We start from the raw sequence: 25686 nt of genomic DNA, 5'->3' as shown, positions 1-25686 counted from the left end.
CTCTGAACATGCGTCAACTACTAACGAAGGAAGCCTGAGATGAATAAAAAAGTATGGAGTATATCGGGAGTCATTGTGCTCCTCCTCGCGGTCTTGATCTATTCCGCCTGCACGGGCAGCATTCAGGTGAGCGGGTCACGGCTGCTCCATGGATTGTTGACGGGAACTGACAAGCAGGTGGAGGTCATACGCGATCTGCGGCTGCCTCGCATAATTGTGGCATCGCTTGTAGGGGCGGCGCTGGCCGTCTCCGGCGTACTGCTTCAGGCGGTCATGCGCAGCTCACTGGCGGATGCCGGCGTGATCGGAATTTCCTCGGGAGCGGGTTTTGTTTCCATTCTCACCGTATCCATTTTTCCGAATCTGTTTTTTTGGATGCCTTTATTCGCTTGTTTGGGTGGAGCTCTGGCTTGCTTTCTCGTCTATTCATTCGCGTGGAAGTCCGGCTTGAACCCGATTCGCATCATTCTCGTCGGCATTGCCATTAATGCTACTTTCAGCGGGTTGGGGCAGTCATTCAACTATCGTGGCAGCTATGCGGTTACCAGCATTAATCAGGCGGTGACCTCCATCTTCACGATGAAAAATTGGGGAGATGTCCGGATTATGCTGTTTTATGGCGTAATCGGGCTCTTGTTAGCGTGGATCGTGAGCCCTTGGTGCAATTTGCTCGCTTTGCAGGACAAATCCGCCAAAAATGCGGGACTCAACGTGTCCAAAGCCCGTCTGTGGATATCAGCCGTCGCTGTGCTGCTCGCTGCTGTTGCAACCGCGATCGGCGGTTTAATCGTGTTTGTCGGTTTGCTTGTCCCTCACATCGCCCGTCTGCTCGTCGGCTCGGATCATAAGCTGCTGATCCCGTTTTCGGCAATGGCGGGAGCGCTTCTGATATTGACGGCGGACACGCTGGGCCGCACCGTACTTGCCCCTGCGGAAATTCCGGCCTCGATTATTATGGCCGTTATCGGAGGGCCGTTTTTAATATTTTTACTCAGGAAGAGTGATCGCGTCTATGGACATTAAGCAGCTAAGCTTCTCGTATGAGCCGAAGCTTGGGCGGCTTCAACTCCGAGAGATCAATTGCAGTTTTCGGCACGGCAAAATTACGACGATCATCGGACCTAACGGCTGCGGCAAATCGACACTGCTTGGCGTGATGTCCCAAAACTATAAGCCGTGCAGCGGAGAAGTTATTTTGGACGGCAAGGCGATTGCCGGCTATAAGCCACGGGAACTTGCCCGGAAGCTTGCTGTGGTCCATCAGCAAAATGAAGCGCCTCTCGACTTGACTGTGGAGAAGCTGGTTCATTTGGGCCGTAGTGCGCATAAAGGGCTGTTCTCGATGCATGGGGAAGAGGATGAAAAGGCCGTGGACTGGGCGCTGCACTGCACCAATTTGCTTGAGAAGCGGGAAGCTGCCCTGGATCAGCTGTCAGGCGGCGAGAAGCAGCGGGTGTGGATTGCGATGGCGCTCGCCCAGCAAACACCCGTTTTATTTCTGGACGAACCCACTACATTTCTGGACATTTACTACCAGCTCGAGGTGTTGGAGCTTATTCGGAGTTTAAACGCGTCGCACGGATTGACGATCGTGATGGTGCTGCATGATATTAATCAGGCTATCCGGTATAGCGACGATATCGTAGTGATGAAGGAAGGTCGTGTCCATTTGCAAGGCGCTCCTCGCGATATTATTACGGCAGAAACGATCCGGTCTGTCTATGGGGTGAGGTCTGTCGTCAGGGCGGATGAGGAAGCCGGGCTCAACGTCATCCCTATAGGTATTTAAGGTAAAATTTAACATAGGATTATTTTGAAGAAATGATAAAAAGAGGTTGACAAGTTTTGGGTCGTATATAGTAATATAGGGGTGTCGGCAGATGGTGCACACATCTTCGATGCTCTGACAGTGAAGAGACAGCGATTATTGGCCTGATCGGATCGTCTCAGCCACAGAAGCTTTTTTTTTACAACATCACTGATAATGATTATCATTATCTTTGGATAGCGAGTGTTTTCGTGGCATTCACGAGTACCCGGTGGAAGGGGGCTTGGTTAACCACATTGCTTGAAAGAGATTTGCAACGACAGAATTGCACGGGGTCATTCCGCAGTAAACATAATAAAATGATGAAGGAGTGTTTGTTAAATGAATTTGTCCATTAAAAAATCTTTCTCGATGATGATGTTGGTATTTGTTCTAGTGCTGGCTTTTGCAGTTCCTGCTTTCGCTGCAAGTAAATCGTATCAATTCTACTACAACGGAAGCGCCACATCTCCTTATAATTCCCATGTAGATGGATATATCGTCGGTTCTGCAGACGTAACAGGAACGACAGTTACCATCACGCTGTCGGGCGACAACTATGGGGATTTGAAAGCTGACAATGGCTCCGGCACGTTTGTCACTGCTTCTAAAACGATTAATGCCAGCGGCAACTCGGTGTTCACTTTCACTAACTCCGATCCGTCGGAAGACATTGACACACAGCTTTATGTGAATGCCGGACCTCATTCGCAGACTTACAATCTTACCATTCACTGGAAATAATATCGTGTCTGCGACACGCTGAAAAGTCAATCTGCCGAGGTGAAAAGCCGGTCTCCACGACCGCTTTTCGCTTTGGCGTTTGCGTTTGCTCCAGGATCGAAAAAGAAGGAGTGTACATAAAGTTGAAGAGCCGATTGAAACAATCCATGGCCATATGGCTTTCTCTGGCCGTATTTCTATCCTCGCTTTTGTCCGCATTGCATATCCATACCGGTACGGCCGAGGCCGCCGGCGCGATTCCCGATAATGAGTACGCGGTGAACTACAGGTACTTGAAAGACGGGACCGCCGATTCGTCCGCTGCGAATATTTATTTGTCCGTACAGGGCTCCGGCAAGCTCATCGTGAAAGATGGGAAAATGAAGCTCGAGCATCAAATTACGCCAAAGTACTACAGCTATTTTCAATACATCGGCTTTCGCAAAGCAGGAGCCGACAAAGCGGTAATCGATTCCGGCACTCAGCAAGTTCAAGGCTTGGACGGTTATCAAAACTATCCGGTCCGCGCCTCTAACGACGGGTCGGGCAACTGGATTACGACAATCGATATCGAAGATATTGCCAAGAAACCGGACGTGCTTATGCATGTGGTCATCAAAAACGACCCTGAATATCCTCCGGGATTTGTATACGATAACTGGTATAACGTTCAGTTGGAAATCGACACGAGCGGATTGCCGGGCAATGACGGCGGCAGCAACTGCACGAATGCCGAGCAGCCGATTACTATACAACAACTGCAAGATTTGATTACTGTTTCCAAGTCCGTATATGCAAGTACGTATGAAGGAACCGATTATGGAAATTATCCGGCAGGCTCCAAGCAGCCGTTGTATACAAACATTGTGCTTGCGGACAATTTTATCGCTATGGGCAGTACGGCTCCCGAGTTGATTAAGTCCGTCTACCATTCACTGACAGCCGCATTGAACACGTATCAGTACGGGGTCATTTCGCAAGTCGATAAAACCGCTCTGCGTTCGCTTGTCGATACGGCAATGAAAGATCAGGAAACAATGTATGAGCTTGGGTACGCGGAGTGTAAAGAAGGTTATAATTATCCTCCCGTTACGCCCGGAGAATATACCAAGGGCTCCAAAGAAAGCTTGCAGCTGTATTTGGGCAGAGCGCAAACCGTGCTGCAGAACGTCTATGCGACATCCAGCAACGTGACCAAAGCGATCAATCAGCTTAAAGGATACACAGACAATCAGTTCGTTGCCTCAGCTCCGGTTAAGATCATCGTCCTCGATTCGCTGAATCCGACAACGAGGCTGTCGCAGAACGCTCCGGAGATTGCCGGAACGGCTGTGCTCGTTGAACCGAGGAACAACAACAACGAGTACGTAAGAGCGAATATTACATTCAACGGAGCGGCTCCTGCCGAGGTGGTGCAGTCCACTCCCCAGAAGTCGAGCCAGAACAATGGCGCCGGCTTCCTGGCCGAAGGCTTGGATTATGCGAATGAAGCCAATCAAGCACTTCTGCTGAGCAAAAGTTCCGATGCGCAAAAGAAAGTGTATCAGGTGCTCATCCGCGGAGCCGCCGTTGACAATACCAAATGGGAGGGCCGCTCCTATCTTCGCTACAAGCTGAACGGTGTAACGAAAGAAGTTTACATCAGCTACAACGGAGAACAGCTTGATGCGCTGAACACGGCGGTTGAAACGGCGCAGAGGCTGTACGATCAAGCAACGGCTCTGACCGGCAGCGAGCAAGCTTTTGCGGCTGCCAAGACCGCGCTGCAAGCGAAGATCGCCGCAGCCAAGGAAACGGCAGCCAATCTGGCAGCGACCCGGCCGCAGATTGCCGCAGCCGGCAGCGTATTGGCGCAGGCGGTGGCTGCATTCAAGGCAACAGCTATCGTTGAGAATCCGGGTTCAGGAGACGGGCAGATTAAGGACGGTGAATACCCTATCCCATTTTATATTTACAAAAAAGGAGCTTCCGACCCGTCCGTCATGTATGACTACGTAGATAAGAGCAGCGGCAAGCTGATTGTGGAAGGCGGCCATAAATACGTTTCGTTTACCCTCAAACAAAATGCGGAAATTTTGTCCTTCAAGACGGAGCGGGGCGGAGTACTGGTGGAAACGGATAAAGTTAGCGAAGATACGGCTGCCAATACGCGCGTTGTCCGTTTTCCGGTCGGCGATCTGAACGCCCGTTTGAATGGATGGGTAAAAATTTATTGGCTGCTCCCGCCACCGATCAATTTGTATGATCATGAGTATGAAGTGGAGCTGGGATTTGGCCAACCGGTCATTCCGGAGGAAAAGCAAGATCTGAACTTCAGCGTTCTTCATGCAACCAAAGAGGAATTGTCGGCGATGGACAAATATTTCGTGAAGCCGGGCAAGTACAGCGTGGCGGATGGAAAAATAAAAGTAACCGTTACGCTGAAGGACAGCACGACCATACCGAGCTTTAAAGTCGAGCAAAACGGCGTACTGAAGGAAACGACGGTTGTCAGCACGGATACCGCAGAGAACACGCGGGTCGTACAATTTGAGACGGCGGACCTGACAACGCTGCTGAACGGTCAAGTGCATGTGTCGACGAGTTATAACGGAACGCCGTATGAAATGGACTACGCGATCCGATTGAAGCTGTCCGCGACGGATAAAACGAGCTTGAATGCGTTAATAGCTTCGGCTCAAAGCAATTTGGATGCGGCGGCGGAAGGAACGGAGGCCGGACAATACCCTGCGGCGGCCAAAACGGCTCTGCAGGCGGCGATCGATGCGGCCAAAGTTTCGGCAGCCAGTGCGGCAGCTTCCCAGCAATCCGTTGATGCGGCTGTCCTCGTTTTGCAAAAAGCGCTGAGCGTATTTCACGCTTCCGTCATTTTGGAAGACGCCGGCTATATCTTTACCCTGCCGGCCACGATTACAGATAGTACGGGAGCGCCGATTACCGACTTCGTTTCCAGCGAAGTTAAGCTGAATGTGAATGGCGACCAGCAGATAGCGACGTTCGAACCGTATGCGGGCGTCACGCTCAAAAAGCTTCAAAAGAAAAAAGCCGACGGCAGCCTGGAAGACGTACAACTGCAAGTAGCGGCTGCCGCTAAGCGGGAGGACTTGGTTGCAATCCTGAGCGCAGACAATTCGTTCAGCTTCGAGTTGGATCGCGCGGCCAGTTACCTGCTGACATTGGTCGGAAGCGATGAAGCGGAGCGGGCATTCGAAATCGCGTTTGCGCAATTGCAGCCCGTAAAAGCGGACCCGGGAACCGGATTGCCGGGTACGGTGCCGGTGAATGTCCATGGCATCGCCGACGGGTCCTACAGTATCGCGTATAAGTTTTTGAAATATAATGCCAGTACGACCTCCGTTATGCAAGAGTATGTCATTACGCCAGGCAAACTTACGGTGAGCGGCGGCAAGATGTATTTTGAATTCACGCTGAAACATAGCAAACAAATTCCTGATTTCCAGGCAGACACCGGCAGCGGTTTGTCGACTCCTTCAGTATCGGAGACTGACGACACAAACAATACCCGGACTTATAAATTCATGGTTAACAACCTGGATGCGAAGCTGCACGGGTGGGTCGATGTCAACTGGCCGGAAATGAGCTATGTTCATAATTATGATGTTCATTTGGTATTTGACAGGTCCTCGCTGGTATCTATAGCAAGCGGAACGAAGGCGGGGCTTACCGCGCCGGTGAAGCCGCTCGCTCTAGTCTACGAACCGGGCGAGTACGTAATTGATTATGAGCTCAACGTTCGCGGGACTTCGAACAAGTCGGTGACCGACGAGTTTGTGTTGCACCCGGCAAAAGTGGTGATCAAAGACGGCAAAAGTTACTTGCAAATAACAGTATCGAATAAAGAAGTGACGGCTCTGAAAATTGAAGACGCCAAAGGCAACTTAACCGATGCGGAGATCGTATCGACGAACGAAAAAGGCAATGAGAGAACGCTGCAGTTTTTGATCAACGACGCGAAGACGAAAGTGCTGGCTCAATTCGTAATGGCGGTGCCGGGCAAATACAACGGTGAATATAACGTCGAATTTGTGCTCGATGACTCGACCTTCAAGCCTTACAAGGAGCAGCCTAAGACGGAGTCGGACGGCAAGCAGCCTGACGAGAAGCCGACTACGGCCGCAAACCGGTTCACGGATCTGGATAAGCACTGGGCAAAAGCGCTGATCGAGCGTGCAGCTAAACTAGGCTTGGCGAATGGGCATGAAGACGGGACATTCCGCCCGGATAACCTGATCACGCGCGCGGAATTTGCGGCGCTGCTGAGTCGGGCGCTGAAGCTGGACGCGGGCCAAGGAGAGCTAAGCTTCAGCGATGCGGGAGATATGCCGGATTGGGCGAAGCCGCAGCTGGGAGCTGTCAGCAAAGCCGGTATCATGAACGGCTATGAAGACGGGACGTTTCGCGCCGACCGCAACATCAGCCGGTCGGAAGTGGCGGTGATCGTGGCGCGGGCGCTCAAGCTGGATGTCGACGCGCATGCGAAGCCAATCTTCGAAGACGCGGAAAGCATTCCGGCGTGGGCGCAGGCGGAAGTGGCGGCAGCCAACAAACGAGGCATCATAAACGGGCGGGATAACAATCAATTCGCGCCAAATGAGAGCACCACGCGGGCGGAAGCTATCGCTTTAATTCTTGCTTTGTACGAGGAAGCTAAATAAACTTGCAGTTGGAACAAGCGAGGATGCTGGATAGCATCCTCGTTTTGCAATGTATTTTAAGCGTGATAGATATGTTGAAAAGGAAGTCGTTGCCTATGGGACTTATGCGTCGGGTTTGGACCGTTTTGGCGGCAGCCGTGTTTCTGTATGCGGCATTTCGTTTGGCGGCGATCGGATGGGGATACTATGAAAACCGCAGAGATCTGGCTGAGGCAAGCAAACTATTCAAGGAGGATCAGCTCAAGGACATGGGTCAAACCCTGTCAGTGACTGCTGTTACTTACGATAGGGAACACATGTTTGGCTGCCGGCCTCGCGATTTGTTTCGCCCCTTGCTGGAGCTGGGTCCGGATATAGTCGGTTGGATCCGTCTGGAGGGCAGCCGCATCGACTATCCCGTAGTGCAGGGAATCGACAATGAGCAGTATTTGAGCCGCAATTATAAAGGAGAAGATTCCCGCGCCGGCAGCATTTTTATGGATTACCGCAATGCGAAAAACCTGGAGCAGCGGCATACGATTATTTACGGCCATCGGATGAAGGACGGCACCATGTTTGGCGACTTGAAACAGTATGTGAATCAGACGTACTACGACAAGCACCGGCAATTTCGGCTGGACACCTTGAACGCTTCTTACATCGCTGAAGTTTTTTCAGCGTATTATACGACAACTGAGTTTAACTATATCGAGACGGAATTTTCCGACGATGAGGATTATGCCGCATTTTTACAAAAAATTCAACAAAAATCGCTTTATGCAACTGATATGGAGGTTGCTCCCGGAGACCGGATTATTACCCTATCGACCTGCGATTATGCACTCGACCCGGTGGCCGGAAGATTCGTTGTCCATGCCCGTTTGAAGCGTTTGGGTGAGCCTGTTGCTGAATAAATACTTGTGGAAAAATGTTAGATTATGGGTTAATATGGATTTTGTATTATATCTAATGTACTATACCTGTAGTTTTAAATACCTACGAACCAACTGAACACGAAAAGGCAAACCTGTTCGAAAGACAGGGACGCAAAGCCACGGGCCTACTTCTGCGGGGATAAGTCGTAAGACATCCCTCAAGGAAACGGCAGCCGGGTTGCCGAAAGCAGTTGGTTTTTTTGTTTTGGAAAAAGTAACTTTTTTACTATGGAGGTATATAAATGAGGGTTCAATTAGTTACATCACTAGCGGTTATCGTGCTGCTCGGAAGTTCAATTCACGATGTCAAAGCCGATACAACCGCCGCTGCGCCAGCAACGAAGTCAACGAATATTGCCGGCCCGGTTTCTGCGGGCAGCTTCAGCGATACGAAAGGGCACTGGGCGGAGGCGACCATCGCCGGTGCGGTTCAAAAAGGGTACGTGGACGGCTACCAGGATCATACTTTCAAACCGGACGAACAAGTAACGCGGGCGGAGTTTATCAAAATGGCGGATTCCGCGCTTCATATTTCAGTTTCGGGTGCCACCACAGGCAGTGATTGGTATCTGCCTTACGTTAACGCGGCAGTCAGCGCGGGGATTCATGAGTGGAGCGATTTTACGGGCGGGGACTGGAATACGCCGATGACCCGCCAAGAAATGGCGCGCATAGCGGTTCGGGCTGCAACCGGCGACAAGAACACGGAGGACAAGAAGTGGATGTACTTGGCGACCAAAGCCGGTCTGATCACAGGCATGGATGACACCGGAACGCTAGGAGAGGACCAAACGACAACCCGCGCCCAAGCGGCGGCAACCATTGAACGCATCCTTTCTTCGAAGGGCGGCCAGACGCTTTCTGTTGACAAACATGCCGTATCGAGGGCGGAAGTTGCTTGGCATAAGACCAATGTGATCACAATGCTTCCGCGCTACTTTGAAAAAACAGCGAACGGCGAGAGATTTCACGACGAGTTACTGACCGCCACAACCGCCGACGGCAACATGTCTTGCAGCGTCAATAAATATGTTGTAGTCGATTTGGACGATCCTAATGATCCTTACCGAAATCTTGTTCCAGATGATGTAAGCAAGTTCGAGTGGTTGGACTTTAATACAGGTGCATCTGTGCCATTGAAAGGTGACAACTATATCGTTGTTTCAGAACAAACGATGAAAATTAAAAGTTTTCCTGCAGATGCAACTAGTATTACTGGTTGTGGCGCGGGTATTACGGATAAGGCTTATGATGCAAGCGGTACATTGAAAGCCAAGAATATGCTTCCAAGAATGTCCGGCGTAAATATTCCCTATAAAAAGCCCGGATCCGTATATACGTATATCACTTACTCAGATTCTTATTACGGTAACGCAGGGGATTCGATTAATGAAACGAGGTATTCCTTTGAGGCTGTCCCCAAAGGCAATTTGACACCTGTTGATGGGATGCGGCAAACCCGTATTGTCTTTAACGGAATTGATACCAGTTCACCAACTTTAATATATACAGGATTTTTAAAGGATCAAATCAATCAACAGTAGGTGGTTTTGTTGAAAAGTATATATTTTCGCTTCCTCATTATTTTGACTATAGCATCTTTAATGATTCCCTTAATTCCGCAGACTGCCCAAGCGGCGCCGATTAAGCTTGGAGATATCGATTATGGCAGCAGTATCGTGCAAGCCTATACGCCTCCGAACGGACTTGCAGGTGAGCTTGTAAACATGGAGCATTTTAATTTTAGTGATGTGACGATCACTCCCTCGCCGGGGAAGACTGTTCAGAGAGTATGGTTGCAAGACAAAGACGGAAATGAGGCAGGGGTATTAACAAATTCGGGAGGTAACAAATGGAAGATTCCAACCATTACGGGTGAAGAGAAGCCATTTTCTGCAACTGCAGTTCCTTATAGCGGATACTTTGCTTGGTTCCGAGATCCGGGTTGGCCTGATCCGCAAAATCCAGGGAAAACGCTAGGGTATGTGTGGATGTATGATGACAACGGGTCGCGTACTTATTATTCAACCTACCCGTCAGTTACAAATTATCCGGTATCCGGCATGTATACGACAGATAGTCCGTATCATTATAAGCCCGGAGTCGATCCGGGCGTTGGTTCGGCAGATAGCAATAGTGCCGTCGCGACAATTCATCATAGCGCTAACGTTTCGATCCCGTCGTTTAAAATGGATGAAAATGATTCCGTAATACTTACGTCTGATAAGGTGGTTAATGTACATATTGATCCTTCTGACATTCGTTATGATCTTACTGCATTGTCAGGTGAACAACGGACCAGACATCCAATTTTGGAATCTAACATCATTGACAAGGGAGCAGATTCAATTGATCTCGCTTCAGGAACCTTTAATTTCCATGTAACGGCATCCTTCGATAATGCGGGAGGCCAAGAAGAATCTAACGGGCCTAACGGGTTAGTTTTGAAATGGTATGATGGCTGGAAGTTTACCTTCCATGCATCACTTTGGTATGTTCGTGATCTGTCAATTTATTACGACGAAGATGAGGCGCCGCCGACAGGGAATTGCTCCTATACAATCGGCCCACCGACTAAAGGAACGATCAATCAGGACGCCGTCATAGATCCTGCGGCCAGCGGCGTGCTTCTCGCGGATATGCGGGATGCGGAAAGATTCGATGTGTTAAAAGGGATCCCGACTTCGGAAAGCCTCTATGCGAACGTGTTGGGGCTGAATTATTTATTTCAAAATCAATTCGCGAATATGACCGGGGAAGTGACCTACTCCGTTTCCGTCAAGAAAACGTATGTATGGACGGTCTCAGGAGGTCCAATGGCTCCGCCTGTTACCAAGACTGAAACCGTAAATCAAACGATGACCGTGACACGTCCGTATTCGTACTGGCAAATCGACAATCTGGAAGTGTACGAACTGGAAAAAGCTACGGTCAGCAATTATGCGCTGGGCGGATACGGCGGGACCGTGACGCTGGATGCCACCGGCTATACAGGGCCGACCCTGCAATCTGACAATAGAGATGATGTCAATACACACGTACACCCAGCTGCTTGTAATCCCGTTGACCTTGGGACAGGTGGCGGCCCGCCACCCGGAGGTACGCCGCCGGAGTTTCAATCGGCAGCGGAGAACGCCGTGGGCCGCAACCAGGTGAACAACGACCTGGTCGTGTTTAACGGCGTAACCGTTATGGAAAATTCCCGGCACCCTGATCAGGGACAGACGCCGGGAACGATTCCGCAGCCGACGCAAATCGGCCGGGATGTGCTGTACGGCAATGGTTACGTCGTCAGCAATTCACTCGTCAACCGGGCGGACCAGCCGACGACCGGCACGATCTATTACCCGCTGATCCCGGGGAATGTCAAAGGCGGATCGGATAAAGATTATCCGATCAATGGCATCAACCCGGTGACGGTGCATACACCGGTGGTCATGTACCCGTCTGTGACCGACGATCAGGCGCACAACGAAAAAGTCGTGCCCACCGCAGGCCGGGCGGCGGTCATTTTGGACCAGCCGTTCACGGTGTTCGTGCCGACGACCGGCCAGCATGACGCGTACCCCGGCTTTGGCGGGTACGGGGTCACGGGCGGTTACGGCGATTACGCCAAGTATACCGCCAACAAGCAAGTCCGCTTCGAGTTCGACGTCTGGAATGCGGACAAGTCGGCGTACATCACGGCCGGCATCTGGGTCGACATTCCGGTGAATCAGCCGGACATGACGTTCATCATGCCGACGTGGATCGACGAAGGCTTCTATACGGTTCATTTTCGGTCGATTGCGATCAATGCGCCTACGGACTTTACAACGCAAACGAGCGCCAACTTCAATTGGCCGAATCACGTAGCGACGAACACGATCCCGGTGGAAGTGATCGGCAGGCTGTACGATTTTCATATCACGGATATCGGCGACTACGACTGGCAGTACGTGTTCCGCACGAGCGACGGCATCTCGCCGACAGGCGTTTCGTACTGGACCGGCACGAACGATATCGACGGAAACCCGCGGGGCAACAGCTATCCGTATGTGCTGCCGATTCACCCGGGAAGCCATCCGTTCCCAGGCTATGACCATACCGTGTCGATCAAGACCGGGTATCATTTCAAATTCGATTTGAAGACGAAGGGGAATATGTTCGGACGACGGGATGGGATTCGGATCACGCCGACCTTTTATTTTGTGAACAAGGATGGAACGGGGCGCATCCCGGTGGATTTGTACTACCACGCCTACTCGGAGAAACCGGTGAGGTATTTTGTGAAAATCGGCTCCGCGGACGACAAGCAGCAGCGGCATGTACTGCTGAACGACACGATGCGCAATGTGCCGGGCGAAGAGCTCACCGATACGGCCGCGTATGTGGCGGACAACTATGGGGTCAGCGACTTTTTGTACCGGGCTAAGCGCAAGTCTTGGGTTGGCAATGCGTACGCATGGTTCACGTCGCCATGGCTGACCCGGACGATGATCGGGCCGAAAACCGGCGTGCCCAGTTCGGTGGATCCGCAGCGGGCGCTGGCTTCGATCCAGCACTGGTACGGCGAGTACAGCTTGCCGGCCGCTCCTTATGTGGTAGCGGCGGGCACGAACATCCCGGAATACGGGAGAACGCATGGCGGGCTGGACGATCATTCTCCGATCTTTTTGAAGGATGGCTACATCATCGTGAATTTCAACCTGGAGAGCATTAAGAACGCGGACTATGCGAATCCCTTTTTGCGCTATTACCGGCTGCCCGGGGAGAGCGTCCCGCTGGACAACCAGTGGCAGATGGAAGGATTCAGCAATACGACGATGGATAAGTACGGCAACACGTTCACGCTAATGGACGGCGACGTGGCGTTCTATCACGGGGATTTATCCAGTTACGATGATTTTGGTGCAAGGGTAACGCATTAAAAGAACATGCGATCCACTAACAACGAAAGGGGGAACCTGGGTGCAAATACGTGTAGACACGTCGACGCTGCGAGCCACGGCCAGCGAGCTTCATGCGACGATCGGGACGCTGGAGCGCATCCAAAGCCAGCTTCGCAGCGCGATGAACGGTCTCGCGATGTCCAGCCGGCAGCGGTCCGATGTGGACAGCGGCTACCAATCGATTGACCGGATGCTGCAGGACCTGCGCTACGAACTGCAGCAAATCCAGGACTTCACCACGAAAAAAGCGAATCAATTCGATGAGGCGGATGGGAAAGGCGCGGGTATTTTCAGCGGAAGTTGGAAATCATGGGTGAAGGATGTCCTGACCGGGCGGAGTTTCCTACCTCAAGTCAAAAACGCAGCGGCAGTAAAAACCATGAGTACAACGTGGACGGGACGAAGTGGAGCGAGGTTACTCGATTTTCTCGAAAGTGGGCTGGATGCGGTAGAGACAGGAATCACTTGGCTGGACAACAAAGTCAAGCAAGGGGAAGAGTGGGTCTATGCAGCACTGGATGCAAGCACCTATAATGGACAAGGAAGAGAAATCATCCAGAAGCTGCTCGAAGGAAGCAAACTGGATAACCGCTACATAACAAGCGTACTGGACGCCGTAGACCAACGCATTCAACTGGAAGAGCATTTTAAAACCGGAGTGGCCAAAGGAGTTATAGGGACACTATCTGGTGTGGTATCATTAGCTCTGAAGGGCAATTCGTTTAGCTCGGCAGTGCGAAGTACACAATACGCCTTGAAGACGATCCGCAACGAAAAACCGCTATATACATTGCAAGAAGATGCCAAGAACGGGATTGCGAACGTGAAGCAACTGCCGGGGCAAGTAACGAAAGCAGTCGTGAGTACGATAAAGGAATTTGAAAAAGCGAATCCGAACCGGAAAGCGGAAATGCTGGGCTACGGCATCGAGAAAACGGCAGAAGTCTTTGTACCGTTAGGAGCCGTTGTACGAAGTGCAAAGGGAGCGGAGGAACTGAGTGTCCTCACGTCGAGTGCAGGTAAGGCAACTACTGCAGTGGAGGCGGAGAGCCCGCTTGCTCCATTGACGAAGCAAGCTGAAGGGATGGGTGAAGGTAGGCTTAATACTTTTGGTGATGCTCTTCGTAAAAATCTTGGTTCAGCCGTCAATTCACATGCAGACGAGTATAATAATATCTTAAGACATGCAGAAGAATCAGGAGTCAAAGTTGATTATCGTTCAGGTACACTTGCTTATGAACCTTCCTTCGGTAGCCCAGGACGATTGATTCTTGACCCTGAGGCTTCAATCGGTGCAGTTCGACATGAATACAGGCATATGCTAGACGATTTTGATTTAGGTCATCCAGGCATGAGAGTGATTGCGGATAGCGACTTATTTTGGCGTCTTGAATACAGAGGTTATATGGAAGAAATAAAATTAGCTAGGGAAATTCGTGATTTTGATGCAGGTAGATTCATCTTGCAAGAAATGAGGGCCAGGAGACAAGAAATACTTGGGAGGTAAAAGCATGGATGACGTACAACAGATAATTAATAATATAAAAAAGAATGACATTACCAAAAAAGACTTAATTAATTGCCTTGATAATTCAAATATTTTAATTAAAGCTAATGCTATTTTCCAAATAGTTAAGTTGAAAATACATGATGAAATCGCTTTAGAAAAATTGGTTCAACTAGCTAAAAGGACGGATGAAGAACCTAAGGTTTTAGGACAATACAATAATGCCTTCTTTGCTTTGGCAGCATTAAGTTGGCTAGATACGGAACACTCAGTTAAAAAATTTGAGGAAATTGTATTTAATATCGAATCGGAGAAGCGTAGCGTCTTGGCAAAACTTATCGAGGAAAAACCTTATTTATATCTATGAACAAAATTAACCTTGATCGGCTTCTTGCCTCTCAAGGTTTTTACTTTGGGGGTGGGGCTACCCAGTGCCGAATGAACCCATCATTCAACCAATAACACATATAACCTATGTAATACCCGTATAAAGATTTCGTCAATTCGGTTGTACGTACGTCAATGCTTGAATTTATAACCTAAATAACGCTATTCCGTTACATTGAACAGGTCGATTATGGTCAGTTACCACCATGATTGACCTGTTTTTTGTTGTCTTTGTTTTCTCGCGGCTTCGCTGAAAGAATCGAAATCTGTAAAATTCCCTGCAATCGCCCCACCGCTCGCCGCGAGATATAGACGATGGGCGTCTGTGCCGCAACTGTTCGGCGGGATACCCCGACTTTTTATACTGTGGGCGGCAAATGACAGACATTTTGTCCGCAACCAAACTGACTATTGTAACGATGATTACCTTGGCAAGAGCAATCTGGTGACGACCAGTTAACATAAAAGGAAAGGATACGTTTCAGGCTAGTACAGCATCAGATTTAAAATAGTTAAGATATGGAAACTATGATATAGTCGAAGAAAAGAAGAGGAATCGACTATGAAAAAACGAGAGTATACCGTCCAATTAACTCCTGTATCAGGCGTTTGAGCCGGAAACGGCACGTCGTTTAGCGAAACGACTGGAGATTCACTACACCCCCAAGCATGGAAGTTGGCTCAACATTGCGGAGACTGAACTCAGCGTCATGACCCGCCAGTGTCTAGGCCGTCGTTTTCCTTCTATCGACAAATTATCCGGGGAGCTGTCTGCCTGGGAGCAAGGTCGCAACGCGAGTCAAAAGGGAGTCGATTGGCAATTTACTACCTCTGACGCCCGGATCAAATTAAAACGTCACTATCCACAATTTAAAGACTGATGCTGTACTAGTATTCGAGCAGCGAGGTTTGCACCTGATTTAACAAATTCAGAAAGAATGATGCTTCTGAGAGATGCAATTAACAGATTACGAAATGCTAATATTAAATTAAAGGATGTCAAAGAGTTGTTGTATACAGACCAAAGGTAGAAAGGAATGGTTACCTTGGAGTTATTTAAAATTAGCGGAACTTTTGAAATAAAGAATAAAGGTATTATTATAGGTGGGGCTAATCCAGAATTAGATAAACTGAATCATGGGGAAATTAGGGAGTTGATTGGGGAATCTATTTTAGTTATTGATTTGGAAGGGAACAAACATATTTACAATGTGGTTTCATCGCAAATATCCACTTCAATAATTGATAAAAAAAATATTGGGATTTGTGTAGGATTCCCAGAAAACGTAGACTTTTTAAAATATGGCTCGATAGTATATAGCAATGGTAGAGACTAAGAATTTTACCACTTGATAAATTTTCATAGGCCTATTCCAACTCGAACAAAAGGAGGAATGAGCCTTTTTTGTATGTGCGGTAGGAAAATTATCTAACACTTTTCATAGATCAGCGATAGAAGGGAGAAGAATTTTTTGGAGATCATGAAGCTAGATGATGTAATTGATATACCAGGTCGCGGAATGGTGCTAATTGGAAGTAATGTTGATTCAGATAATACCCAACACAATGCTCAATTAAAGAAATTAGTTGGTTCGAAAATAACTGTTAGTAACGTAGATGGAACTGATTCCGAATTTGAGGTAGTAGATGTCAGCGTATCTTTTTCTATTTCAAATAGCCCTCTCATAGGAATAAATATTAAGGATAGAGTGAACGTTGAGAAAATAAAAAAGGGCTCTGTAGTCAAAAAAATAATTAATGATTAAAAGTATTCAAAAATCTGACAAAGAGAGAGAACGTCCGGCACACCACAATGCGAGGTTCCGCCCGTATTGTGGTCTTTTTTTTACCACCTGCCCTGTGGCAGCTGCTTTTTGCCTCTCAGACGCTCCCGGGCCAAGGGCTTGATTTTTCGACAAATATGCGACATATTTATCACTAGATTACTGTTTCATAGAGATAAAAATAGAGAATAAGAACTACCGAGAGAGAGGGAAACCATATGATTACCAAGCAGTTATCTCCGCTCGTCCAGGCATTAGACCTTAAGCCCCATCCGGAAGGAGGATGGTATAAGGAGCTTTGGAAAGCTGCTTTTGAAATTCCGCAGCCTGTTCTGGGCGAGTCTTATTCCGGGCCGCGCTTTGCCGCGAGTTCGATTTATTTTGTGCTTCATCCGGAGGAGTTTTCGGAATGGCATACGGTTTTGTCGGATGAGCTGTGGCTGTGGCATTCGGGCAGTCCGCTGCTGCTTTCTTTGGGCGGAGACGCCGATCAGCCGCAAGCGCAGCAGGAAATCATTCTCGGCCCCGACGTGTTGAACGGGCAGCGGCCGCAAGCGCTCGTGCCGGCCAAAGTATGGCAAACGGCAAAGCCTTTGGGCAGCGAGCCTGTATTCGTATCCTGCGTGGTCGCTCCGGGGTTTCACTATGACGATTTTAAGCTGATTCAAAAATAGGATTGAAAAAAAACGGAGCCCGCTCACAGCGGCAGGCTCCGTTTTGTTATTTTTGCAGTTCCGCGCGGTTCGTTTTCCTTTGGGCGGCGAAGCGGAACGCCGCTTTAAGCACGGACGAAACGACGAAGTAAATGAACAAAATCCGGAAGGTTTGATAGCCGGATACGACCGACAGCTCGGCGCCGATCTCATGGGCCATGATGCCCATCTGGTCCATGCCGCCGGGCGCCATGCTGAGAAAGCCGGTTGCTCTGGATACCGAGTGCAGCCGGGTCAGAAGCATGCTCAGGCCAAGCGAGCCGAGCACCAGAATGGCTCCGCTGGCGATCGCCAGCGAGATCGTCCGGACTTTTCGCTCCAGTTGGTTCGGCTTCAGCAGCAATCCCACATAGCTCCCGATCATAAACTGGGAGATGTTAAGCAGGGCGGAAGGCAGCTCGGGACCGTAAACTCCCGCAAGGTGAACGACTGCGGTGCCGACCATCGGCCCCAGCATATACGCGGTGGGCAGTTTGATTTTACTGCCTACCCATGCGCAGATCAGGCATACCGCCACATATATCCAGATGTTGGGGAATAGTGCGGCCCAAGCAGCTTCCGAAGTAGCAGCAGCGCCCGAGGCGCCTGTATGGTTGCCTCCCAGCACCGGACTGAAAAGCAGCAGCGGAACGAAAAAAACGATCATCATCAACCGCGTCACTTGAAAAAAAGTGACGATGGTCAAATCGATCTGCTTGAACTCCTCTGCGAGCGTAATCATCTGCGTGAGCCCGCCGGGGATACTCGCGGTCATCATCGTCGGGAAGTCGATCCCCGACAGTTTGGATATAAAAAAGGCGATGATCGCGCATAGCGCAATCAATGCGACGGTCATCATCAGCATGGAAGGCAGTTGATGCACGATTTCGATGAGCGCCGCTTTCGTCAGCGACAATCCGATGGAATAGCCGACGATCACAATCCCTGCGTCGCGCACGTAAGAAGGCCAGTAGAGCGGCAGCTTGGCCCATTTGGAAGCCAGCAGCACGGCTATCATCGGCCCCAGCAGCCACGGAATCGGCATGCGAATAATCGTGAACAAGCATCCCCCGGCTGCGGAGACGAGGCAGGTCAAGAGAAAGCGGGCCGCCTTAGAATCCGGAAGTTTAACGGCCATGATGCATTCGACTGAAATCTAGGTGAAACGGGTCCATCATAGAAATTCGCTCCCTGTCATTCGTTATAAATACCCGGTCAAAACAAAATTATAATTATCATAGCAACTATCTGTTCAAAAGTAAAATACGAACAGACGCCTCCCGAACAACCGTGTATACGGGATGGAGGCGTCTTTTTGCTACCCTTCAAATAGCCAGGTCCAGCGAAATCGTACAGGTGGTGCCTTTTCCTTTTTCGCTTTTGACTTCTATCGTACCTTGCATTTTCCGAATAATGCTAAAAGAAACCATGGTCCCTAGCCCGGTTCCTTTTTCTTTCGTCGAATAATAAGGGGTTCCCAGGCGGTCGACCTGCTCTTTTGTCATCCCCGTTCCGGTATCGATAATGGAGATGACGGCATGCCGCTTCATTTTTTGCAAATGAATCGTTAATTGCCCGCCGCTCGGCATCGCTTCAATGCTGTTTTTTCCGATATTCAAGAAAGCTTGGCGCAGTTTGGTTTTATCCCCGTGAACGAGCAGCTGTCCATCCGGCGATTGCGTCAGTATGCGTACGTTTTGAAAATTGGCAAAAGAGGCAAGAACGTTCGTGATGTAGTCGATCTCGCTTTTCAAATCGATAAGTTCGACGTTGTCCGACTCCGGTTTGGCAAAAGTCAAATAATCTGAAATAATTTGCTGGGCCCGATCCAGCTCATCCAGACAAATTTTTTGATAATACTGCCTGCTTTCGTTGCTGATTTTTTCGCTCCCCATCAATTGAATGAAGCCCCTGACCGAAGTAAGCGGATTCCTGACTTCATGGGCGACGGAAGCGGCCATTTCGCTGGCGACTTTGAATTTCTCATTATTCGTAATTTCATCGCGCTGGCGCACATTTTTTTTGAAAATTTCCAGCATGTAGACGTAAAGCCCTGCAACGAAACATTGCAGCAAAATGGTTCTATAACCGCCCGGAGCCACGTAATCCGCCCACGCCTGATTATTTTGTATCAAATACAAATAAACGGTTTGAGCCAGCATTCTAATGATGAAGTAGACAACGACTGAGGAAATGATTTTCTTCAACAACGAGAACGTTTGGAAATTTTTGATATACAATAACATCACGCAAAACGCGGGGATGAGTGCAAGAATGTACTCGATTTGATGAGGGCTCCCCATGAAGAACCGGCAAACAATCAAGGTGACAAATAGCAGCAGGGAGACGTAAGCGCCTCCATATAAAGAGCCTATGATAAGCGGAATACCGCGGAAATCGAAGGTGAGTTTTTGGATCATAGCAGGAAAAAACATTGTTGCAACCAGTGCGGAGCCAAAAATAATATAAACGGCAACCCGGTTATACAAATGCGTACGTTCGGCTTTGAAGACATGGACATATAACGCTATCGGGAGGAAAACGAGGAATACATTCAATAATAGGTCTTTGTAGTAGTTAAGCATACATCCTCCTGGTCTCGATCCCCATTATAATAAGTCAGTTGCCATATTGAGGGAGTTTGGATACATCAATCGAGACCTGCTTGGATTCTTCCATAAGCACTAGCTTCATCTTCTCCCAAGATGCATGAATGACAGGAGCAGGAGGCGTAGGCACATCTGCGAAATGCGCCCTAATAGTGTCAATCAGCAGTCGCTCAAATTGCTTTTCATCCATCCCACACACACCCTGAAATTCCGTTTTATTCTACTATTATATGGAAAAATTGTGCTTGTTTTCATCGTAAATATTTTGCGTGTTTGTGCAAATGGTGTTGCGTGATTGTGCAAATCGGATGAAATAAGATTGATCAAAACAAGCGGGTTTAAATTGCATTTTTTAATGATATATGTGTTGTTTTGCAATCAATATTGTGAGGGATGTGTGTTTTTTGTGGAAATCTGTTAGATTATGGGTTAATATGGAACTTGTATTGAATCCAATGTACTATATTTGTAGTTTCAAATACCTAAATGACCAAATGAAAATGAAAAGGCAAACCTGTTCGAAAGACAGGGACGCAAAGCCACGGGCCTACTTCTGCGGGGATATGTCGTAAGGCATCCCTCAAGGAAACGGCAGCCGGGTCACCGAAACCAGTTGGTTTTTTTGTTTTGAAAAAAGTAACTTTTTTACTGTGGAGGTATAAAAATGAAAGTTCAATTAGTTACAACAATAGCGGTTATCGTGCTGCTCGGAAGTTCAATTCACGATGTCAAAGCCGATACAACCGCCGCCGCACCGGCAACAAAGTCAACGAATATTGCCGGCACGGTTTCTGCGGGCAGCTTCAGCGATACGAAAGGGCACTGGGCGGAGGCGACCATCGCCGGTGCGGTTCAAAAAGGGTACGTGGACGGCTATCAGGATCATACCTTCAAACCGGACGAACAAGTAACGCGGGCAGAATTTATCAAAATGGCGGATTCCGCGCTTCATATTTCAGTTTCGGGTGCCACCGTCGGCAGTGATTGGTATTTGCCTTACGTTAACGCGGCGGTCAGCGCGGGGATTCATGAGTGGAGCGACTTTACGATCGGGGACTGGAATACGCCGATGACCCGCCAAGAAATGGCGCGCATAGCGGTTCGGGCGGCAACCGGCGACAAGAACACGGAGGACAAGAAGTGGATGTATCTTGGGACCAAAGCCGGTCTGATCACAGGCATGGATGACACCGGCACGCTAGGGGAGGATCAAACGACAACCCGCGCCCAAGCGGCGGCAACCATTGAGCGCATCCTTTCCATTAAGGGCGGCCAGACGCTTTCTGTTGACAAACATGCCGTATCGAGGGCTGAGATTGTATGGCATAAAACCAACGTTATTACGATGCTTCCCCGTTATTTTGCAAAGACGTTGAAAGACGAGAAATTTCATGATGAATTACTTACAACGACAACTGCCGATGGAAATATGTCATGCAGCGTTAATAGATACGTTGTAGTCGATTTGGACGATCCGAATGATCCGAACCGAAATCTTGTTCCAAGTGATGTAAGCGAGTTTCAATGGAAGGACTTTAAAACGGGGGAATGGGTGCAATTGAAAGGTAATAATTACATCATTGTTACTGAAGCTACGATGAAGATTAATAGCTTTCCAGCTAATATAACAAGTGTAACTGGATGCAGCGCAGGTATTCCGGATCGCGCTTATGATGCAACTGGGGACTTAAATTCAAAAGGGGCATTGAGTAGAATTGCAGGTATCAATATTCCCTTTAAAAAAGCAGGTCATGAGGCTACATTTATTACTTACGATAGCACTTATAGAGGAAATACAGGCGATATGATTAACGAAACACGATATTTCTTTGAGGCCGTACCTAGAGGGAATCTAACTCCTACAGCGGCAGGCGGGCAAACCAGAGTTGTCTTTAATAGTATCAATGCTAATTCTCCAACATTAATCTACACTGGCATTTTATCTGATTAAACTAACTGTAGGGTGAGGTTATTGAAAAAACTATGTTTACACTTTGTTGCAATTTTGACTATTGCATTTTTAGTGGTTCCGATATTACCACAGATAGCTACAGCAGCTCCAATAAAACTAGGTGACATTGATTACTCTACTAGTGTTGTGCAAGCTTATACACCGCCAGGGAAACCAGCGGGAGAACTTGTTACATATGATCACTTCAATTATTCAGACGTGACCATTATTCCATCACCAGGAAAAACCGTGCAAAGCGCTTGGTTGCAGGATAAAAACGGGAATGTTTATGAATATCTAACAAAGTCGAGTGGGAACAATTGGCACATACCAACGATTACAGGGATTGAGAAGTCGTTCACCACTTCGGCTATTCCATGGAGTGCTTACTTTGGATGGTTCCGCGATCCGGGTTGGCCTGATCCGCAAAATCCAGGACAAACATTAGGGTATGTCTGGATGTATGATGATAACAATTCACGTACCTATTATTCAACTTACCCATTAATTACTGATCGTCCTGTTCCAGAAATGTATCCAACGGATAGTGCTTACCATTATATACCGGGGGTACATCCAGGTGTCCGCTCTAAAGATATTAATAGTGCAACTGCGACTATACATCATTCTGCAAACATTTCAGTCTCCTCGCTGGTTATGGATGAAGATCAGTCAGTAATAATCGATTCTGACAAGGCAGTAAATGTTAGGGTGGGACCATCGGACATTGTTTATGACCCTTCTGTAATGATAGACCCAACATGGCAAAACCATGCGATACCTGAATCTAGTATTATTGATAAGGGGCCAGATTTTATTGATCTTAGTTCTGGTACGTTCAACTTCCATATTAAGGCTTCTTTTGATAATAACAAGTACCAAGAGGATTCAAATGGGCCTGATGGCTTGGTTATTAAATGGTACGATGGTTGGAAAATCACTTTTCATGGTTCTTTGTGGTACGTGCCAGATCTTTCTATTTATTACGATGAAGATGGGGCACCGCCGACAACACCGCCCAACAGCTGTTCCTTCATGATCGGCCCCCCGATCAAAGGAACGATCAACCAGGACGCCGTCATGGACCCTGCGGCCAGCGGCGTGCTTCGCGCGGATATGCGGGATGTAGAAAGATTTGATGTATTAAAAGGCATCCCGACTTCGGAAAGCCTCTATGCGAACGCATTGGGGCTGAATTATTTATTTCAAAATCAATTCGCGAATATGACCGGTGAAGTGACCTACTCTGTTCCTGTGAAGAAAACATATGTATGGACGGTTTCAGGGGGACCGATGGCCCCACCCGTCACCATGACTCAAACCGTGAATCAAACGATGACCGTGACACGTCCGTATTCGTACTGGCGAATCGACAATCTGGAAGTGTACGAACTGGAAAAAGCCACAGTCAGCAATTATGCGCTAGGCGGGTACGGCGGGACCGTAACGCTGGATGCCACCGGCTATACAGGGCCGACTTTGCAGTCCGGCAACAACGACGATGTAGCCACGCACGTGCATCCGGCCTCCTGTAACAGCGTCGATCTCGGTACAGGCGGTGGCCCTCCACCGGGAGGTACGCCGCCGGAGTTTCAATCGGCGGCGGAGAACGCCGTGGGTCGCAACCAGGTGAACAACGATCTGGTCGTTTTTAACGGCGTTACGATTATGGAAAATGCCCGGCACCCCGATCAGGGACAGACGCCGGGAACGATCCCGCAGCCGACGATGATCGGCCGGGATGTGCTGTACGGCAATGGCTACGTCGTCAGCAATTCGCTTGTCAACCGGGCGGACCAGCCGACGACCGGCACGATCTATTACCCGCTGATCCCGGGGAATGTCAAAGGCGGATCGGATAAAACGTATCCGATCGACGGGATTAATCCGGTGACGGTGCATACACCGGTGGTCATGTACCCGTCTGTGACCGACGATCAGGCGCACAACGAAAAAGTCGTGCCCACCGCAGGCCGGGCGGCGGTCATTTTGGACCGGCCGTTCACGGTGTTCGTGCCGACGACCGGCCAGCATGACGCGTACCCCGGCTTCGGCGGGTACGGGGTCACGGGCGGTTACGGCGATTATGCCAAGTACACCGCCAACAAGCAAGTCCGCTTCGAGTTCGACGTCTGGAATGCGGACAAGTCGGCGTACATCGTGGCGGGGACATGGGTCGACATTCCGGTGAATCAACCGGACATGACGTTCATCATGCCGACGTGGATCGACGAAGGGTTTTATACAGTTCATTTTCGGTCGATTGCGATCAATGCGCCTACGAACTTTACGACACAAACGAGCGCCAATTTCGATTGGCCGAATCACGTAGCGACGAACACGATCCCGGTAGAGGTGATCGGCAGGCTGTACGATTTTCATATCACGGATATCGGCGACTACGACTGGCAGTACGTGTTCCGCACGAGCGACGGCATCTCGCCGACAGGCGTTTCGTACTGGACCGGCACGAACGATATCGACGGAAGCCCGCGGGGCAACAGCTATCCGTATGTGCTGCCGATTCACCCGGGAAGCCACCCGTTTCCGGGCTATGACCATACCGTGTCGATCAAGACCGGGTATCATTTTAAATTCGACTTGAAGACGAAGGGAAATATGTTCGGACGCCGGGATGGGATTCGGATCACGCCATCGTTTTATTTTGTGAATAAGGATGGCACGGGGCGCATTCCGGTGGATTTGTACTACCACGCCTACTCGGAGAAACCGGTGAGGTATTTTGTAAAAATCGGCTCCGCGGACGACAAGCAGCAGCGGCATGTGCTGCTGAACGACACGATGCGTAATGTGCCGGGCGAAGAGCTTACCGATACGGCCGCGTATGTGGCCGACAACTATGGCGTAAGCGACTTTTTGTACCGGGCTAAGCGCAAGTCTTGGGTTGGCAATGCGTACGCATGGTTCACGTCGCCATGGCTGACGCGGACGATGATCGGACCGAAAACCGGCGTGCCCGGTTCGGTAGATCCGCAGCGGGCGCTGGCATCGATCCAGCATTGGTATGGCGAGTACAGCTTGCCGGCGGCTCCTTATGTGGTAGCAGCGGGTACGAACATCGCGGAATACGGGAGAACGCATGGCGGGTTGGACGATCATTCACCGATCTTTTTGAAGGATGGCTACATCATTGTGAATTTCAACTTGGAGAGCATCAAGAACGCCGATTATGCCAATCCCTTTCTGCGCTATTACCGGCTGCCCGGGGAGAGCGTCCCGCTGGACAACCAGTGGCAGATGGAAGGATTCAGCAATACGACGATGGATAAGTACGGCAACACGTTCACGTTGATGGACGGCGATGTGGCGTTCTATCATGGGGATTTATCCAGTTATGACGATTTTGGCGCCAGGGTGACGCATTAAACGAGTTTACGATCCACTAACGAAAGGGGAACCTAGGTGCAAATACGTGTAGACACGTCGACGCTGCGGGCCACGGCAAGCGAGCTTCATGCGACGATCGGGACGCTGGAGCGCATCCAAAGCCAGCTCCGCAGTGCGATGAACGGGCTCACGATGTCCAGCCGGCAGCGGTCCGATGTGGATAGCGGCTACCAATCGATTGACCGGATGCTGCGGGACCTGCGCTACGAACTGCAGCAAATCCAGGACTTCACCACGAAAAAAGCGAATCAATTCGATGAGGCGGATGGGAAAGGCGCGGGTATTTTCAGCGGAAGT

18 protein-coding genes, 1 pseudogene and 2 riboswitches are annotated in these 25686 nt (G+C 49.4%); of the genes and pseudogenes, 16 read left to right on the top strand and 3 right to left on the bottom strand.

Going from position 1 to position 25686, the window contains the following annotated elements:
- The first annotated feature begins 39 nt into the window (after nt 1–39).
- The 13 genes and pseudogenes from AC6RNO_RS32640 to AC6RNO_RS32580 all read left to right on the top strand — a co-directional run bounded on the left by AC6RNO_RS32640 (nt 40) and on the right by AC6RNO_RS32580 (nt 17403).
- A complete protein-coding gene (locus AC6RNO_RS32640) occupies nt 40–1023 on the top strand; it encodes an iron chelate uptake ABC transporter family permease subunit (protein WP_497107972.1) in 984 nt (327 codons plus the stop codon).
- Nucleotides 1013–1789 carry an ATP-binding cassette domain-containing protein gene (locus AC6RNO_RS32635; protein ID WP_497107971.1) on the top strand — a complete coding sequence of 259 codons (777 nt, stop codon included), beginning with the start codon at nt 1013–1015 and terminating at the stop codon, nt 1787–1789. Before AC6RNO_RS32640 ends, AC6RNO_RS32635 begins: the two co-directional genes overlap by 11 nt.
- 360 nt (nt 1790–2149) lie before the next feature.
- Nucleotides 2150–2551: a hypothetical protein gene (locus AC6RNO_RS32630; RefSeq protein ID WP_474682980.1), complete on the top strand. Its 402-nt coding sequence runs from the start codon at nt 2150–2152 to the stop codon at nt 2549–2551.
- A gap of 122 nt (nt 2552–2673) precedes the next feature.
- The gene (locus tag AC6RNO_RS32625) at nt 2674–7206 is read left to right on the top strand and encodes an NEAT domain-containing protein (protein WP_497107970.1); all 4533 of its coding nucleotides are present in this window, start codon (nt 2674–2676) and stop codon (nt 7204–7206) included.
- A 95-nt stretch (nt 7207–7301) separates the two neighbouring features.
- The gene (gene srtB / locus AC6RNO_RS32620; RefSeq protein WP_497107969.1) at nt 7302–8099 is read left to right on the top strand and encodes a class B sortase; all 798 of its coding nucleotides are present in this window, start codon (nt 7302–7304) and stop codon (nt 8097–8099) included.
- A gap of 96 nt (nt 8100–8195) precedes the next feature.
- A riboswitch (cyclic di-GMP riboswitch) is annotated at nt 8196–8306 on the top strand.
- Between the two features lie 56 nt (nt 8307–8362).
- Nucleotides 8363–9664: an S-layer homology domain-containing protein gene (locus AC6RNO_RS32615; protein ID WP_497107968.1), complete on the top strand. Its 1302-nt coding sequence runs from the start codon at nt 8363–8365 to the stop codon at nt 9662–9664.
- A gap of 9 nt (nt 9665–9673) precedes the next feature.
- A complete protein-coding gene (locus AC6RNO_RS32610) occupies nt 9674–13030 on the top strand; it encodes a DUF5704 domain-containing protein (protein WP_497107967.1) in 3357 nt (1118 codons plus the stop codon).
- 40 nt (nt 13031–13070) lie between these two features.
- Nucleotides 13071–14558 carry a WXG100 family type VII secretion target gene (locus tag AC6RNO_RS32605; protein ID WP_497107966.1) on the top strand — a complete coding sequence of 496 codons (1488 nt, stop codon included), beginning with the start codon at nt 13071–13073 and terminating at the stop codon, nt 14556–14558.
- Between the two features lie 4 nt (nt 14559–14562).
- Entirely contained in the window at nt 14563–14925 is a 363-nt protein-coding gene (locus tag AC6RNO_RS32600; protein WP_497107965.1) for a hypothetical protein, read from the top strand.
- Nucleotides 14926–15541: 616 nt separating this feature from the next.
- Nucleotides 15542–15826: pseudogene (locus AC6RNO_RS32595) on the top strand (transposase); the annotation flags it as partial.
- Between the two features lie 156 nt (nt 15827–15982).
- Nucleotides 15983–16282, top strand: coding sequence for a hypothetical protein (locus AC6RNO_RS32590; RefSeq protein ID WP_497107964.1), 300 nt, complete (start codon nt 15983–15985; stop codon nt 16280–16282).
- Nucleotides 16283–16426: 144 nt separating this feature from the next.
- Nucleotides 16427–16711, top strand: a complete 285-nt coding sequence (locus tag AC6RNO_RS32585; protein WP_497107994.1) for a hypothetical protein — start codon at nt 16427–16429, stop codon at nt 16709–16711.
- Between the two features lie 239 nt (nt 16712–16950).
- Complete coding sequence (locus tag AC6RNO_RS32580; RefSeq protein ID WP_497107993.1) at nt 16951–17403, top strand: cupin domain-containing protein; 453 nt, start codon at nt 16951–16953, stop codon at nt 17401–17403.
- 46 nt (nt 17404–17449) lie between these two features.
- Here the strand turns inward: AC6RNO_RS32580 and AC6RNO_RS32575 are convergent, their stop codons facing one another.
- The 3 genes from AC6RNO_RS32575 to AC6RNO_RS32565 all read right to left on the bottom strand — a co-directional run bounded on the left by AC6RNO_RS32575 (nt 17450) and on the right by AC6RNO_RS32565 (nt 20220).
- Nucleotides 17450–18559 (bottom strand): AbrB family transcriptional regulator, encoded by a 1110-nt coding sequence (locus AC6RNO_RS32575; RefSeq protein ID WP_497107963.1) that lies wholly within the window; start codon nt 18557–18559, stop codon nt 17450–17452.
- Between the two features lie 187 nt (nt 18560–18746).
- Nucleotides 18747–20006: an ATP-binding protein gene (locus tag AC6RNO_RS32570; RefSeq protein WP_497107962.1), complete on the bottom strand. Its 1260-nt coding sequence runs from the start codon at nt 20004–20006 to the stop codon at nt 18747–18749.
- Between the two features lie 34 nt (nt 20007–20040).
- Nucleotides 20041–20220, bottom strand: coding sequence for a hypothetical protein (locus tag AC6RNO_RS32565; RefSeq protein ID WP_497107961.1), 180 nt, complete (start codon nt 20218–20220; stop codon nt 20041–20043).
- 307 nt (nt 20221–20527) lie between these two features.
- A riboswitch (cyclic di-GMP riboswitch) is annotated at nt 20528–20638 on the top strand.
- 56 nt (nt 20639–20694) lie between these two features.
- On the opposite strand from AC6RNO_RS32565, the gene AC6RNO_RS32560 reads away from it, so the two are divergent.
- From AC6RNO_RS32560 to AC6RNO_RS32550, 3 genes are all read left to right on the top strand, one after another.
- Nucleotides 20695–21981 (top strand): S-layer homology domain-containing protein, encoded by a 1287-nt coding sequence (locus AC6RNO_RS32560; protein ID WP_497107960.1) that lies wholly within the window; start codon nt 20695–20697, stop codon nt 21979–21981.
- A 906-nt stretch (nt 21982–22887) separates the two neighbouring features.
- Nucleotides 22888–25368 (top strand): DUF5704 domain-containing protein, encoded by a 2481-nt coding sequence (locus AC6RNO_RS32555; protein WP_497107959.1) that lies wholly within the window; start codon nt 22888–22890, stop codon nt 25366–25368.
- Nucleotides 25369–25404: 36 nt separating this feature from the next.
- Nucleotides 25405–25686: WXG100 family type VII secretion target (locus tag AC6RNO_RS32550; protein ID WP_497107958.1), on the top strand; the 282-nt coding region annotated here is incomplete at its 3' end.

The organism is Paenibacillus sp. sgz302190, from assembly GCF_059820445.1.
This window is presented reverse-complemented; position numbering and strand designations above follow the sequence as displayed.